Source organism: Micromonospora sp. NBS 11-29 (genome assembly GCF_002140155.1).
GTDB lineage: Bacteria > Actinomycetota > Actinomycetes > Mycobacteriales > Micromonosporaceae > Micromonospora.
This window is the reverse complement of sequence record NZ_NAPR01000013.1, coordinates 619175-633736: the sequence shown is the minus strand read 5'-3', so window position 1 is coordinate 633736 and position 14562 is coordinate 619175. Positions and strand designations below refer to the sequence as shown.

Annotated in this window: 12 protein-coding genes and 2 pseudogenes; 4 read left to right on the top strand and 10 right to left on the bottom strand. The window is 70.5% G+C overall.

Translation table 11 applies throughout. From position 1 onward, the window contains the following. Positions 1 to 41: 41 nt before the first annotated feature. Complete coding sequence (locus B1205_RS19380) at positions 42 to 779, bottom strand: Clp protease N-terminal domain-containing protein (protein WP_089156868.1); 738 nt, start codon at positions 777 to 779, stop codon at positions 42 to 44. Between the two features lie 100 nt (positions 780 to 879). Between B1205_RS19380 and B1205_RS19375 the strand changes: the two genes are divergently transcribed. Then, positions 880 to 2277 carry a hypothetical protein gene (locus B1205_RS19375; protein WP_089156867.1) on the top strand — a complete coding sequence of 466 codons (1398 nt, stop codon included), beginning with the start codon at positions 880 to 882 and terminating at the stop codon, positions 2275 to 2277. Continuing rightward, positions 2274 to 3248 (top strand): DUF3592 domain-containing protein, encoded by a 975-nt coding sequence (locus B1205_RS29880; protein WP_176308678.1) that lies wholly within the window; start codon positions 2274 to 2276, stop codon positions 3246 to 3248. The genes B1205_RS19375 and B1205_RS29880 overlap by 4 nt, the downstream gene beginning before the upstream one ends. Positions 3249 to 3263: 15 nt before the next feature. On the opposite strand, the gene B1205_RS19365 is transcribed toward B1205_RS29880, so the two are convergent. The 7 genes and pseudogenes from B1205_RS19365 to B1205_RS19340 form a co-directional block, all read right to left on the bottom strand. After that, the gene (locus B1205_RS19365) at positions 3264 to 3866 is read right to left on the bottom strand and encodes a DUF4760 domain-containing protein (RefSeq protein WP_140158102.1); all 603 of its coding nucleotides are present in this window, start codon (positions 3864 to 3866) and stop codon (positions 3264 to 3266) included. 82 nt (positions 3867 to 3948) lie between these two features. Then, entirely contained in the window at positions 3949 to 4869 is a 921-nt protein-coding gene (locus B1205_RS31850; RefSeq protein ID WP_369597308.1) for a ricin-type beta-trefoil lectin domain protein, read from the bottom strand. 492 nt (positions 4870 to 5361) lie between these two features. Next, positions 5362 to 6296: pseudogene (locus B1205_RS31845) on the bottom strand (galactosylceramidase); the annotation flags it as partial. A gap of 90 nt (positions 6297 to 6386) precedes the next feature. After that, complete coding sequence (locus B1205_RS19355; RefSeq protein ID WP_089156864.1) at positions 6387 to 7748, bottom strand: RICIN domain-containing protein; 1362 nt, start codon at positions 7746 to 7748, stop codon at positions 6387 to 6389. Positions 7749 to 8032: 284 nt separating this feature from the next. Further along, the gene (locus tag B1205_RS19350) at positions 8033 to 8602 is read right to left on the bottom strand and encodes a kinase (RefSeq protein ID WP_089156863.1); all 570 of its coding nucleotides are present in this window, start codon (positions 8600 to 8602) and stop codon (positions 8033 to 8035) included. A 23-nt stretch (positions 8603 to 8625) separates the two neighbouring features. Next, complete coding sequence (locus B1205_RS19345; protein WP_089156862.1) at positions 8626 to 9132, bottom strand: DinB family protein; 507 nt, start codon at positions 9130 to 9132, stop codon at positions 8626 to 8628. Positions 9133 to 9336: 204 nt separating this feature from the next. Next, positions 9337 to 11145, bottom strand: coding sequence for an RICIN domain-containing protein (locus B1205_RS19340; protein WP_254910049.1), 1809 nt, complete (start codon positions 11143 to 11145; stop codon positions 9337 to 9339). 1359 nt (positions 11146 to 12504) lie between these two features. On the opposite strand from B1205_RS19340, the gene B1205_RS19335 reads away from it, so the two are divergent. Together B1205_RS19335 and B1205_RS19330 are read left to right on the top strand one after the other, a co-directional pair. After that, the gene (locus B1205_RS19335; protein WP_254910048.1) at positions 12505 to 12924 is read left to right on the top strand and encodes a DUF6010 family protein; all 420 of its coding nucleotides are present in this window, start codon (positions 12505 to 12507) and stop codon (positions 12922 to 12924) included. Positions 12925 to 12941: 17 nt separating this feature from the next. Further along, on the top strand, positions 12942 to 13883 hold the full coding sequence (locus tag B1205_RS19330; protein WP_089156860.1) for a GlxA family transcriptional regulator: 942 nt from the start codon (positions 12942 to 12944) through the stop codon (positions 13881 to 13883). Positions 13884 to 13941: 58 nt separating this feature from the next. Here B1205_RS19330 and B1205_RS31840 read toward each other — a convergent pair. Both B1205_RS31840 and B1205_RS19325 read right to left on the bottom strand, forming a co-directional pair. Further along, positions 13942 to 14040: pseudogene (locus B1205_RS31840) on the bottom strand (kinase); the annotation flags it as partial. A gap of 15 nt (positions 14041 to 14055) precedes the next feature. Beyond that, a partial coding sequence (locus B1205_RS19325; protein WP_254910047.1) for a pentapeptide repeat-containing protein occupies positions 14056 to 14562 on the bottom strand: 507 nt, incomplete at its 5' end.

Sequence of the window (14562 nt, the reverse complement as noted above, 5' to 3'; positions counted from 1 at the left end):
GTGCCGGGCACGCGTCCCCGTGTCGCGTGCCCGGCACCGGGTCACGCCCGCTTGCGGTTCAGCTCGGCCAGCGCGCCCTCGACCGCGACCTCCATGGCCTCCTTCGTCAGGCCGAGCCCGCCGAGCACGCCGTCGCCGCCCTCCTCCTCCAGCAGGGCGAGCAGGATGTGTTCCGTACCGACGTAGTTGTGTCCCATCCGCAACGCCTCCCGGAACGTCAGCTCCAGCACCTTCTTGGCCCGCGCGTCGTAGGGGATCAAATCCGGGACCTGGTCGGCCGCCGCGGGCAGCGTCGCGGCGACGGCCTCCCGCAGCGTCTCCAGGGGTACGCCCCGAGCCACGATCAGCGCGGCCGCCAACCCGTCCGGCTCGGCGAGCAGCCCCAGCGCGACGTGCCCGGGGGCGATCTCGGGGTTGCCGGCCGCCCGCGCCTCCTCCTGCGAGGCCAGCACCACGTTGCGGGCGCGCGGGGTGAACCGGCTGAACCCGGCATTGGGGTCGAGAGCGGCGGCGGTCTCCGCCTTGGCGGCTGAGCGCTTCTGGGCGGCCTGCTTGCTCACCCCCATGCTGCGGCCGATCTCGGTCCAGGAGGCGCCGGAGCGGCGCGCCTGGTCGACGAAGTGGCCGATCAGGTGGTCGGCGACGTCGCCCAGGTGGTCCGCGGCGAGGACCGCGTCGGCGAGTTGGTCGAGCACGCCACTGCGCGACTTCTTGATGCCCTCGATCAGGTCGTCGAGGCGCACCGGGTGGCTCATCTTGAGCGGCTCTGGTTCGGTCATGCGTCAACCATAGGTTGACACCTTCCGTGCGTCAACCTTGGGTTGACGATTCGTGGTCGGTATCGTCGACGCTCCCCCGCATCGAAGGGACGCGACGGCAATGACCCACCGCTCCGGCCACGTACGTGACTGGCTGCTCGTCGTGGCGATGACCGCCGTGGCACGTCCGGTCGCCGTCCTCGTCGGCGCCGCGGCGCTCGTCGCGTTCGCGGTCCTGCGGGACTGGGTACCGTTCGTGTGGATCGGCCTACCGGTGCTGGTCTTCACGCTGGTCGACCTGGTGACGCACCGGCCGCGGCCACCCGGCCGTCCGGTGCGCCCGGCCGAGGAGCCGGAACTGTCCACCCTGGTGCGGCAGGTGGCCGAACGGGTCGCGTTCCGCGTCCCGCTGGCGGTCCGGATCGTGCCGGAGCCCGACGTGGGCGTGCAGCGGACGAGGGCCGGTACCGCCACCGTCTTCCTCGGGCTTCCGCTCGTGCGCGGGCTCACCACCGCTGAGCTCGCCGTCGTCGTGGCACGCGAGTTCGTCTTCCGGCAGCACACCGCTGACCGGCGGACCGCCCTGCTGCTGTGGGCGCGCGACTCGCTCGTGGAGAGCCTGGACGACCGGCTCCGCGCCCCCGCCCCGCTGGTCGAACGGCTGCTGCGGGCGAGCCGGACGTACACCTGGCCGCTGGCCCGGGCCGCCGACGCCGGCGCCGCCGCCGTCGTGGGCACCCCGGCGACGCGCGGTGCCCTCACCCGGCTCGCCACCATCACCGCGACCTTCCACCTGCTCACCGATGTGTGGACGCAGGTGCTCGGCGAGGACGGCTACCCGGAGGATCTGTACGACGCCCTCGACGCGGCACTCGCCGACCCGTACGTGGCATCGCGCGTGGGCACGATCGACGACGATGACGACCCGATGTCCGCCGCCGTCGAACCTCCGCTGGGCATCCGCCTCACCGAGTTGCCCGACCATCCGGCGTACGGCTGGGAGGAGACCGCACCGGTCCCGCTGCACAACGCCGACACGCTGACCCGGTGGTGCGTGCGGGACCTGACCGGCGCGGACGAGCCTCGGTCCGACGTCCGCCTGCTCGACCTCCCACCCGGGCGTCTCGACGCTCGCCTGCGGGAGACCGCCGCCCGCCTCGCCGAGGCGATGGGGCAGGACTCGGCACGCGAGGCGGTGCGCGCCGCCGCCGACGCCGTGGCGGACGGCACCTGGCCGGGGCTGGCCCGCGCCGTCGACCCGGGCATCGGCAAGCTCGCACCACCGCTGCGGGCGAGCGCCGGACGCGACGTCCTGGTCGGCGCGCTCACCATCATGGTCGGTGCCGCGCTGCTGGATTCCGGGTGGACCCGGGCCAGCAGGTGGACGGTGAGCGCCCTGATCGACCCCACCGGTGAGCTGGTCGACACCGAGGAACTGCTGGAGCAGGCCGTCGACGGCGGCGACCCGGCCCGGCTGCGGGCGCTGCTTCGCCACGTCCCCGGGCCGGCGGCGCGGTGAGAACCCGACGGCCCGTGCTACGCGTCGCGCTGCTGGCGCTGACCGCGGCGCTGCTCGGGCTCACCGTCGTCGCGGCCGGATATGGCTGGCGGGTCCACCGGTACGTCAGCGCGTGCGAACGAGCCACCGTCGTCGTCGCCGGCACCGTCGTTCAGGACAGGATCGGCGACCTCGACGACATCCGGGTCCGGTGGACCGACCACACCGGCCGGGAGCATGTCCAACGTTTCGGCGTCTACGACACCGACCGGTACGCGAAGGGCCGCGAGTTCCGGGTCGCCTACGACCCGTCCAGGCCCGCCCAGGGCTTCCCCGCCGACCCGGAGGAGACGAGCGCCCGGGACGACCTGGTGGCACCGATCGTGATCGCGGCCTTCGCGGCCGCACTCCTCGCCCTGGCCTGGGCGGTGCGCGGCCTGTTGTTCCGCCGCGCCGCGGCACGCCCGGGCCGCCCCATGGTGGCGTCGGTGCTCGCCGGTGACCGGTCGGACGGACCGCCGGTCTCGCTCGGCAGCAGCACCTGGATCGCCCTGACGGACGACCGGCGCCGGGCCGCCGAGCGCTGGCAACGGGTCATGTGGCACCCGGTTCTAAACGCGGTCACCGGTGCCGTTGCGGTCACGGTCCACGGCGACGTCACCGGTACGGGCCGGGTCGTGGTGGAGATGCCCGGCCAGGTCCGTCTGGTCCCGTGCGGCCGGCTCCGGCACCGACCGCCACGACGGGTGACGCTGACGGGACGGGCCGACACGGACGTCGCCGACGACGACCTGGTCATCCTCCCGGCCGGCGTGAAGCCGCCCCGGACGCGGCCATGGTGGGCCCGTGCGGTCACCTTCGCCCTGGTGGGCGCGACGCTCGGCGGGCTGTGCGCAGTCGCGTTCGCCGGCGGCCCGGCGGTGCTGCCGGCCGCGGCCGGCGGCGCCGCCCTGCTGGTGAACCTCTGGGCGCTGGCCGGAGCCGCGCCCTGATCCGACCAGCAGCCATCAGCGCGCGGGCGACGTGGTCGTACCGTCCACACTCGGTCCGGCCGGCACGGCGGTCGCCGCGGGCGCCAACCCCACCTCGGCCGGGTAATGGCCGAATCGGCGCAGTCCCAGCTTGCGCGCGGTGGCCGGCCAGGAGACCTCGGTCGCGAGCACGACGAGATGCTCGAAGTGGGACAGGTAGCCGTCGCCGCGCACCGCCCGCTCGGCGAGGACGTACGGCTCCAGCACGGCCCACGCCTCGCGGGCGCGGACCCCGCCGGCGCCGAGCAGCAGGGCCGGTTCGACCACCCGGAAGGCCAGCATCTGCCCCAGGCCGTTGTAGTACAACGCGATCCGGTTGACGTGCCGACGGGCCTCGGCGGGCAGCTCGCTGACCGGCGCCCCGGGCGGGCAGGCGACGCGCAGCTCGGTGAGCACGAACTGCTGGCTGTCCAGGAACGCGTCGCTCATCCGGTCCCGGGTGAGCAACTCGATCGCTACCAGGGTGTGGTTCGCGCTCTGCGACAGCCGCAACTGCCGGAGCGCGAAGAAGACCGAGACACCGACGGTGATCACCGAAACCGCGGCCACGACCGCGTTGGTCACGATTGCGACATCCACGTCCGTCATCGTACGGAGAGTGCGCCAACCCGGCCGCCAGGGCAGCGGCGGCCGGGTCGGCGCGGTTCCGGGGGCTCGGCGGTCAGCCGCGGATCCACTGCTGGTTGCTGCCGCCGTTGCAGGTCCAGATCTGCACGGCGGTGCCGTTGGCGGTGCCCGCGCCGTTGACGTCCAGGCAGAGCCCCGACCCGACCCCGACGATCGTGCCGTCGGCGTTCAACCGCCACTGCTGGTTGCTGCCGCCGGTGCAGGTCATGATCCGCGCGCGGGTGCCGGACGCGGTGCTCGGCACGTCGAGGCACTTGTTGCCGTAGACGGTGAGCTGGTTGCTGGCGCTGAGCGTCCAGCGCTGGTTGGTGCCGCCGTTGCAGTCCCAGATCTGCACCACCGCGCCGTCGGTCTGGCTGGCGCCGTTGACGTCGAGGCACCGGTTGGCGCTCGCGCTGCGCAGTTCCCCGTTCGTGCCGGAGGTGTCGCCCGGGATGATGGAGAGGTTGTCGAACTGCGCGGTCACGCCCTGCCCGGTGCCGTACCCGATCTGGCCGGCGACCCAGGTGGAGTCCGACACGGTGCCGACGGTGGTGCCGTCGACGGACGCCGTGAGCGTGCTGCCGTTGACCTTCAGCGCCAGGGTGTGCCAGCGCCCGGTGCCCAGCGCCGCGACGTTCCCACTGGCCAGGGTGCGCCAGTTGCCGCTGGTGTTGTTGCTCCGGATGGACCAGGCCCCGCCGTCGGTGACCCGGAAGTAGTACCCGTTCATGTTCTGCGGGCCCTGGTGGTTGTACGTGTTGGCGCGCCCGATGAGCTGGACGTAGCCGGACTTCTCCAGCAGCACGTCCGAGGAGACCGTGTAGTTGCGCCACGTCAGGTCGCCCAGCAGCGTGTACGGCTCGGCCTGACCGGACGTCCAGTAAATCGGCGCCTGGTCAGACATCTGACGTACGCACTGCCCGCTGCGACCGCCACCGCATGCGGCGATCTCGAACGAGCCCTGCTGGTCCATCAGGTACCGCGCCTCGCGGCCGGTGGCGTAGGAGTCGAAGTTGTCGTTGTACGGCAGCTTCAGGTTGCCCTGCGCCGGGCTGACCGCCGTGCCCTTGCCCTGCCCGGACGTCGTGGTGATGCTGTAGACGTAGCCGGGCTGGACGGTGAGCGAGAAGCGCCCGCCGCTCGGCGTGATGTCGCCGCCCCGGACGAAGTGGTCGGCGGCGTTGTTCGACCGGACGTTCGTCGCCCAGACGCGTACCGTGCCGGTGGAGAGCCCGCCGGTGACGGTGAAGTCGAGCTGCTGCGCCGAGCTGGCGTCCTGCGTCTCGATGATGGTGCTGTAGTCGCTGTTGTTGGTGGACTTCAACGACACGTAGCTGCCGTTGTTGCGGTTGCCGCCGAGGTAGCCGACCGACCCGTCGAGGTAACGCCAGCCCGGGGCGGTGAACTGCGTGGTGTGCGCCATCACCCAGGCGCTCTTGCCGATGGAGTAGGCGCCGGACCACGGCTGCTGGGCCACCGCCACGCCGGTGGTCGCCCACGGGATGTTCGGGGTGATGGCGGCGATCGCGGGCCAGTTGATGTAGCCGGTCATCTTGCCGTCGATGTAGCCGCGGTTGATGNCCAGAGCTGCTTGCCGGTGGAGATGGCGTTGTTGGAGCTGGGGCAGCTGCTCTGGGCGCTGCGGTAGCCGCAGACGTAGTGGCTGCCGAAGACCTGCACCGCGTTGGCGAACGCCGGGTCGCGCAGCGATTCGTCGGCGGCCGCCCACCCGAAGTCGTCCGAGGCGACGATCTTCACGTTGCCGTAGCCGCGTGAGTTGAGCGTGGAGCGCAGGTTCTTGTACCAGGTGGCGTTGTAGCCCTTCTCGTTCCACCCGCCCAGGTAGTTGATGGTCAGGCCGTGCGTCGCCGCGCAGTCCAGCCACCCCACCAGGTAGTTGATCGAGTCGGTGGACCAGAAGTTGCCGTTGCCGATCCAGCCGGGCGCGCCCCAGGCCAGGCCGGCCAGGGCGATGTTGGGGTTACGCGTGCGGGCCTGCTCCATCAGCCACCACTCGTAGCCCCGGTTGCAGTTGACGCTGCCCCGGGTGTGCTCGTGACTGGGCTCCGCGCCGGAGGTGGAGTTGGTGTCGCCGCCGATCTCCGCCTTGAGCAGTTGCATGGCGGCGCCGTAGCCCGGCTTGAACAGGTAGTCCAGGATGTCGCTGCGCTGCGGCTCCGGGTAGTCGATCAACAATCTGCTGTTGCCGCCCCCACCGCTGACCGCGCCGACACCGTCGAACGCCCGCCCGCCGGACGCGCCGTTGATGGTGATGGCGGTCGCCGCCTGCGCCGGGGAGGCGGACCCGGTGAGCACGGCGGCCGCCGCCACGACCGAGGCCACCGACGCCGACGCGACCGCCCGCCATGACCGCCGTGGACGACTCACTCTGCTGAACATCCGATCCGCCTCCCCAGTCACGTTTCATCGACATATGTCGATCTATAAGACGTCATATGTTAGCGTTCACACGACGTCACGGTCAACGCCTCAGCCGCGACTCCACCGCTGCCCGGCCGCGCCGGTGCAGTCCCGGATCTCGGTACGCGTGCCGTTGGCCGTTCCGCCGCCGGTCAGGCCCAGGCACCGGCCCGAGCCGACCCCGACGATCGTGCCGTCGGCGTTGAACCGCCACTGCTGGTTGGACTGGCCGTTGCAGTCCCAGATGATCACCGCGCTGCCGTTGGCCGTACCGGCGCCGTTGACGTCGAGGCACTTGCCGCCGAAGACCCGCAGCTCCTGCGCGGCGGTCGAGGTCCAGCTCTGGTTGCTCTGACCGTGACAGTCCCAGACGATCGCCGCGGCGCCGTTGGTCTGCGTCGCACCGTTGACGTCCAGACACCGGTTGGCGGAGACGTTGCGGACGACCGACGCGCCGCTCGGCGGCGGAGTGGTCGGCGGCGCGGTGGTCGGGCCGGGCGTCGGGCCGGAGCCGTCGAACTGGGTGAAGAAGCGCCACGTCTCGGTCTTCGTCCAGGTCCGGACGCCACTGTCGCCGCCGCCGTCCACCGGGCCGGGGGTGTGCCCGCCGTCGAACGCGGCCCACACCACCGGATAGCCGGACCGGCAGCCGGAGTAGGCGGTGGTGACGTGCGTCAGGCTGCCCGCCCTCGGCTCCGGCGGGCTCTGCGCGGTGCACCCGTTGTTGCGCACGAACGTGTCGCGCAGCGACCGGCCCGCGGAGACGTTGAGCACCGGGTCACCGATGCCGTGGATCCCCAGGTACGCGATCGGCTGCGTGCCGCCGCTGCACCCGCTGAGCTGCCCACCCGAGTAGACCGCGACGGCGCGGAAGACGCTCGCCCGAGCGCAGGCCAGGGCGTAGCTCATGCCTCCGCCGTAGCTGAAGCCGAGGGCGAACCGCTGCGTCGTGTCGACGCACAGGTCCGCCTCGATCAGTCTCATCATGTCGTCGACGAACGCGACGTCCTGGCCGCCCGGGTTGGCCCACCCGTTGCCGTTGCCCTGGGGCGCGACGAAGATCGCGCTGTTGTTCGCCTGCGCCCGCAGCCCGTAGTAGGACCAGGCGTCCCGATCCGCCCCGCCGGAGTCGACGTCGTTCGCGGTGCCGCCGTTCCAGTGGAACCCGAAGATCAACCGATAGGCGTGGTTACGGTCGTAGCCGTCCGGGATCCGCAGGATGAAGCTGCGGTTCTGGCCACCGCTCTGGATGGACCGTTGACCGCTGGTCAACGTGGGCGACTTGCCGCACCCGGCGGTCGCCGCGGCGGCGCCGGCCGTCGCGGCCGACGCGGTGCCGCCGGCCCCGCCGGCCACCGTCGCCCCGGCCACCGCCACGACCAGGAGCGCTGCGGCCGCGATGGGCCCGAACATGGTTCTACGTACTGTCATGGTGCGGCTCCTTCTGAACCGACTCGGGTACGGGGGTCCGCGCCGGACCACGGCCCGGTCGGCCGCGACGCCCGGACGCCGTCTCCGGTCCCCCTGCCCGGGGCGGGACCGGCTGGTCGTCGTGTCGTCGGCGGGCACCCACACGCGTCCGGCCACGACCCGAACCGTGCCGCCGCCGCGGGAACGCCACCGCCGCACGTCGAATCGGTTCGCCGTGACCGTACGACCGGCCAGTGAAATATGTCAATGCTGTGTCCGGCGCGTTGCGGTGCGCCTCCCGACCGTCACCACACGATCGGCGGCACGTCCTCGTCGCGTCCGGTCTGGGGCAGCCCGGCGGTCGCGGCGATCACCTCGACGGCCTCCGTCAGGCCGGTGGCCTCCGGGAGGACCAGCTCACCGGGCCAGCCGAGAACGTCACGGGCGGCGTACCACCCGGTCATCTGCGCGGCGGTGAACTCGCCGGCCTGCGGGCGGGTGAGGTGCCGGCGCAGCGTCTCGGGCAGGGACACGTCCAGGTAGCAGAAGAACGAGCGACCTCGATGGCCGTCCCGCAGATCGGTGAGCATGTCGCGGTAACGGCTGGTGTGCAGGATGCCCTCCAGCACGACGTGATAGCCGTGGTCGAGCGCGAACCGGACGGTCTGCCCGATCAACGCCGGCGCCGCGCCGCCGGGCCTGTCCCGCTCGCGCAACACGATGCGACGCAGGTAGTCCTGCTCGACCAACGCGCAGCCCCGGCCGTGCCGGCGCCGCAACTCCCGCGCGATGCTGCTCTTGCCGGCGCCGGAGTTACCTCGTACGCAGACCAGGATCGTCTCCGCACCACCCGCGGGAACGGCCTCGGCGCCCATGGTGCCCCCTCGCGGTCAGCCGCTCACTCGCGCGACTCGTCGACGAGCTGCTCCCGGAGGATGTCCGCGTGGCCACAGTGCTGGGCCAGCTCACGCAGCACGTGGAGATACACCCACCGCAACGGCAGCGGCCCACGCCGGTTCCCGGGCAGGATGTCCTCCAGACCCAGTGCGGACGTCGCCCGGCGGGACGCCGCACAGGCTTCGCGGTGCGCCCGCCGGACACTGGCGATCGTGTCGTCCTGGTCGAGGAGGAACGAGTCCTCCGACCGCTCCGGGAGGCCCAGCTCCACTCGCGACCGGCCCGTGACGGCCTCGTCGAACCAGACCTTCTCCACGAAGGTCACGTGCTTCACCAGACCCAGCAGCGTGGTCCGGGAGGCCACCAACGATCGGCGTGCCTGCTCCTCGGTCAGCCCGTCCAGGCAACGGTTGAGCGCCTCGCGGTGCTCGTCGATGAACACCTCGAACTGATCCTGGAGCGGCTTCGCGATGACCTGGTCGGCGAAGGTGGGTGGGAAGGAAGGCATGAGCAGAGCATTCCAGAAGAGGGCTCGGCGACACGAGCACCCGCCGTCCGGATTCCCTCATACCCGGCAGCTCGATCAGTTGCCACGTCGCCCGGGTCAGGCGGGGACTACGGGAAACACCACGAGGGAGCCGGCAGGCCCCCGGCGCGGAGGGCGGTGATCGCCCCGGGGCCGGACCGAGCTGGCCGGCCCCGGACGCGTCGGTCAGTTGCGCAGGCTCCACTGCTGGTTGGTGCCGCCGTTGCACGACCAGAGGATGATCTTCGTGCCGTTGGCGGTGGCAGCGCCGTTGGCGTCGACGCAGAGTCCGGACTGGACGTTGGTGACGGTGCCGTTGGCGTTGAGGTTCCACTGCTGGTTGGTACCGCCGTGGCAGTCCCAGATGATGACCGTGGTGCCGTTGCTCGTGCCCGCGCCGTTCGCATCCAGGCACTTGTTGCCGTACCCGGTCAGTTGCTTGTTGGCGGTGTAGGTCCACTGCTGGTTCGTGCCGCCGGAGCAGTCCCACAGTTGCACCTGCGTGCCGTTGGTGGTGGAGGAGTTCGGCACCTCGACGCAGCGGCCGGACTGGCCACCCACGAGCCGGCCGCCCTGCGGGCCGCTGCCACCGCCCTGTTGCCGGACGATCGAGCTGGACTCGGCCGACCGGTTGCCCTGCGCGTCGAGGACGTAGAGGCGGTACTCGCCCTGCGTCGTCGGCACGGCGATGGACGTGGCGGTGCCCCCGGCCCTGGTCATCGTCGGGCCGGCGATGAAGGTGGTCGTGCCGGCGGGCGCCAGCCAGACCGCCTTGGTCGCGTCGCCCGCGCTCCGGATCGGAATCGACGCGGTCCCGCCGGTGACGTAGGTGCTGGCGGGCAGGACGTAATTCGGCAGAGACAGGTTGGCCGCCGGGACGATGTCCCGGTACGCGTCCTCCAGGCCGGAGTTGGTGGCGATGCTGTACGCCTGCGCGGGCCAGACGTAGTCGGCGGAGACGATGATGTCGCCGACCGTACTGTTGGGCAGGTTCTTGTTCGAGACCTTGTTGATCGGGCCGTAGGTCTGCGTGATGCTCAGGTCGTGCTTACGCCCGAAGTCGTCGGAGTTGATGAGCCAGGTGACGTTCTTGTCCACGCTCAGGACGTTGTCACGGAAGGTGATGTACGCCGATCCCTCATCCGGGTGCAGGCCGTACTTGTGCCCGGACGGCACGCCCTGGAGATAGTTGTTGGTGATCGTGGTGCCCGGCTGGCTGCCGAGCGTGTAGATGGGCGCCGTGTCGCTGAGGCGCTGCACCGTGTCGATGATGTGGTTGTAGCTGATGGTGTTGTTCCGCGCCGTCGTGGTCGGCCGGTTGGGCGCGATCGAGCCCGATGAACCGTCGAAGTTCCACCAGCCCCAGCCGAGCGTGATCCCGGCCCATGGGGACTTCTCGATCCGGTTGCGCTGCACGGTCAGGGTGTCGACGAAGTACGCCGAGATGGGGCTGTGCCCGTTGAACAGCACCGCGCTGTCGTAGAGGTAGTTGTTCCTGATGTCGATGTTCTTCGGCAGTCCCTCGACCTGCGGGGACCACTTCTCCCGATTGGTCGACGTCCCGTCGCCGATGTAGACGTGCTGGGGGTAGCCGACGGTCACGGCCGAGCCGGCGATGTCGTTGGTGAAGTTGCCGATCAGTTGGCTGTTCTGCACGTCGTTGACCATGTTGATGCCGTCGGCGCCGGTGTGCTGGACCCGGTTGCGTTGCAGGAGGATCCCGTCGGCGTTCTCCACCTGGATCATGCCCGGCGTGACGTCCACGTTGCGGTAGTAGTAGTCGTGGAAGTTCCGCTTCGCGTACGCCTGCGCCCCGAGGTTGCCCTGCTGCGCCTGCTTGAACGACGAGCCGGCGACGGTGAACAGGTTCCAGTCGGAGTGCGCGACGGTGAGGCCGGAGAACGTGATGTTGCGGGCGTGGCTGCTCGTCGAGGTGCCGGCGACCCGCAGCAGCGTGGTCACGTTGTTCGGCGCGAAGACCGACGCGGTCGTCATGTTCTCGGAACTGCTCTTGTAGTAGTAGACGNGTTCATCACCTTGTGGCTACCGCCCGTCTGGGCGTTGCCGTTGAACGCGCCCTGCGCGATAGCGGCACCCGGCTGCTGGAACAGCGCCACCCGGTTCGCGCCATCGGAACTCGTGGTCACCTGGCGGACCCCCACGATCGCCGTGGTCCAGGTCGTCGCCGTCTCGATCTCGATGTCGTCGGCGTTGCGGGCGATGGCGGGGAAGTCGCTCAGGTTGTACTTGGCGCCGTCGCACTGCGAGCCCGACTCCCAGGCCCACGCGGCCTGCCCGGCCGTGACGGTGTACGTCCCGTAGCAGCCCGCCGAGCCGATGGTCTTCGACGCCATGTACGCCCGCTTGTCGTTGACGTAGAGCGCGCGCAGCTTGTTGGCGCGGTCGAGCGGCGCCTTCCAGATGTTGCCGCTGTGCTGGGTCCACCCGGTCACCTGCACGCCGCCTTCGAGCACCGGTGTCTCGTTGGGGTAGGCGGAGTAGCTGACCCGGTGTCCGTTGGTGCCGGAGTCACCGGCCCCGAACTCGATCGTGCTGCCCACCGGGTAACTTCCACCGCGCAGGTAGACCTCGATGTCGCCGGTCATGTTCGAATTCACCGTGCGGACGGCGTCGCGCGCACGTTGCAGAGTCCTGAATGGCGACTGGAGCGTGCCGGAATTGGCGTCGTTTCCGTCCGGCGCGACATAGTAGGTCTGTTGCACGGCGGCCGAGGCCGGCAGTTGATTCGCGACCACTGCCGGGATCGTGGAGGCGACGGCCAGCGCAAGCGCCAGCAGTGACCTTCGAACGATAGAGACGGCTGGTTTCACGTACCACTCCTTTCACTTACCGCCGTCCGGCATATTCGCTGGACATTCGCCCTCGGGGCGCGACGGTGGACCACCGCACGAATAATGGCCGACGGAGGGGAAGAGGACAGGGCGATTCCGACCATGGTGGTTTCTTGACAAAGGAGCAGCAAGAACAGGCCCGCAGCCACGTACGCTTCGAGCGAGAAGCGCCAACCGGCGGCACCTACCGTGCCGTCGGGAACGCCCGCTGCCCGCTCACGCCCGCTTGCCCATGGTCACAGAATTCTGCCTTGCAGCGTAGACATCATACGTTTCCGGCGCAACCATGGGATCGCCCGTCGCCTATGCGTAATCGCTGGCCCGCAGCGGCGGGCGCAACCTGCCGGCAGCGCGGCCGGAGGCGCCGGCGCGGTGGCATCGACGAGGACGGCGGTGGCGGGAATCCGGCGGACCGTGGCACTTTCGCCCCTCGTTCCCGATGGCAGACCTTCCTAGGCTCCTTCCCGACGGGCGTCAAACGGGAACGCAAAGGGGCCAGGCCGTGCTTCGCTATGTCATGCCGGTGGTGATCGGGCTGCTCTACGTCGGGCTCAACTCCCTGGTCCCGGAGCCGCACCGGCGACGCCTGAACGCGCTCGTCGTCACCGGCGCCGGGGCCACCTACATCAGCGGTGGTGGGTTCGGGCTGTGGGAACTGGTCTTCTGCGCGCTGCTGCTGGTGGTGGGCTACACCGGGCTCACCTCGTACACCTTCATCGGGGTGGGATGGCTCCTGCACACGGTCTGGGATGTCGTACACCACCGGCGCGGCACCCCGATCATCCCGTCGCTGCACGACTCGTCCTTCGGCTGCGCGCTCTGCGATCCGGTCATCGCGCTCTGGTGTTTCACCGGCGGCCTGTCGGTCACAGACCTGTTCGACCGGGTCACGCGCCGGGCGCCAGCCACCGCACGGCCCTGACTGGTTGAATCTCCGCCATGCACACCGTGGCCGTGCTCGCCCTCGACGGCGTCGTCCCGTTCGACCTGGCCACCCCCATGGAGGTCTTTCACCGCACCCGCCTGCCCGACGGCCGTGCCGGCTACCGCGTCCTCGTCTGCGCCGCCACGCCGACGGTCACCACCGGGGCGTTCAGCATCGCGGTGCCGTGGGGCCTGGACGTCCTCGCCGACGCCGACACCGTCGTCGTGCCGGGTGTCTCCGACCCCGCCGCCGCGACCCCCACCGCAGTCCTCGACGCGCTGCGCACCGCCGCCGCGAACGGCGCCCGGATCGCCTCGATCTGCGGCGGCGCGTTCACGCTCGCCGCCACCGGCCTGCTCGACGGACGCCGCGCCACCACGCACTGGCTCGCCACCGACCAGCTCGCCGCCCAGCATCCACGGATCCAGGTCGACCCCAACGTGCTCTACGTGGACAACGGCCAGTTCCTCACGTCCGCCGGCGCCGCCGCCGGGCTCGACCTGTGCCTGCATCTGATCCGCCGCGATCACGGTGCCGCCGTCGCCGCCGAGACAGCGAGGTTGTCCGTCATGCCGCTGGAACGCGCGGGCGGGCAGGCGCAGTTCATCAGGCACGAACCCCCGGCCCCCGAGGGGGCGACCCTGGAGCCGCTGCTGGCCTGGATGCGTGACAACGCCCGGGATCAGCTGACCCTCGCCGACATCGCCCGCCAGGCCGGCATGAGTCTCCGGACGCTGAACCGGCACTTCCGCGACCAGACCGGCACCACCCCGCTGCGGTGGCTGCACCGGGTCCGCATCCACCAGGCACAGCATCTCCTGGAGACCACGGCCCATCCCGTGGCCCGGGTGGCTACGCAGGTCGGTTTCGGCTCCACCGCTGCCTTCCGAGACCGCTTCAAGCGGATCACCGGCACCAGCCCGCAGGCGTACCGGCGTAGCTTCCGCGGCGGGTGACCACGAACGCGGCGCCGTCTCGGCAGTCGGTCGGTCCACAGACCAAGAAGGCCCTGGCCCGGCAGATGTCGTCGCGGATGCTGCTCTTGCCGGAGCCGGGCTTGCCCCGGATGCAGACAAGGATCGTGTCCGGGCTGCCGGTGGGTTTAGCGACCACGATGCCTCCTCCGCTTCAGTCGCTGCGGACGGTGAGGGCGAGGGCGGCGACGGTCAGCCGGGTAAGATCGGGAAGTTGGTCCTCGCCGAGGGTGACGGCGCGCAGGTTGTCCAGCGGCGTCTTGACGCCCTGGAGCCGGCTGCCCCGCAGGTCGGCGCCGTCGAGGTGGCAGGATTCCAGTTCCAGACCGCTCAGGTCGCAGGATCGCAGTGCCATGCGCGGCAGTCGGCAGGAAGACCACGCGCCGTTGGTGAGAGTGCAGTCGGTGAACGCAACCGAGCCGGCAGCGGTGACACGCTGAAGGATGGCGTAGTCGAAGCGGCAGCCGTCGAACAGGACATCCTTCAGGCGCACGTCGGTGAGTCTGGTGCCGGTGAACCGGGAGCCGGTGATCGCGCACCGTTCGATGGTGATGCCGGTCAGGGTCGCTCCGGAGAAGTCGGTGCGGGTGATCTCGCAGCCGTAGAGGCTGCCGGCTTCCCAGGTGCTCTCGCTCAGGTCCACGCCGGTGATCATGCTGCT

What these genes read in the sequence shown, in the direction of transcription:
- B1205_RS19330 (WP_089156860.1), top strand. Translation starts at nt 12,942, where the DNA reads ATGCACACCGTGGCCGTGCTCGCCCTCGACGGCGTCGTCCCGTTCGAC.
- B1205_RS19345 (WP_089156862.1), bottom strand. Translation starts at nt 9,132, where the DNA reads ATGCCTTCCTTCCCACCCACCTTCGCCGACCAGGTCATCGCGAAGCCG.
- B1205_RS31850 (WP_369597308.1), bottom strand. Translation starts at nt 4,869, where the DNA reads ATGGACCAGCAGGGCTCGTTCGAGATCGCCGCATGCGGTGGCGGTCGC.
- B1205_RS19355 (WP_089156864.1), bottom strand. Translation starts at nt 7,748, where the DNA reads ATGACAGTACGTAGAACCATGTTCGGGCCCATCGCGGCCGCAGCGCTC.
- B1205_RS19340 (WP_254910049.1), bottom strand. Translation starts at nt 11,145, where the DNA reads ATGACGACCGCGTCGGTCTTCGCGCCGAACAACGTGACCACGCTGCTG.
- B1205_RS19375 (WP_089156867.1), top strand. Translation starts at nt 880, where the DNA reads ATGACCCACCGCTCCGGCCACGTACGTGACTGGCTGCTCGTCGTGGCG.
- B1205_RS19350 (WP_089156863.1), bottom strand. Translation starts at nt 8,602, where the DNA reads ATGGGCGCCGAGGCCGTTCCCGCGGGTGGTGCGGAGACGATCCTGGTC.
- B1205_RS19380 (WP_089156868.1), bottom strand. Translation starts at nt 779, where the DNA reads ATGACCGAACCAGAGCCGCTCAAGATGAGCCACCCGGTGCGCCTCGAC.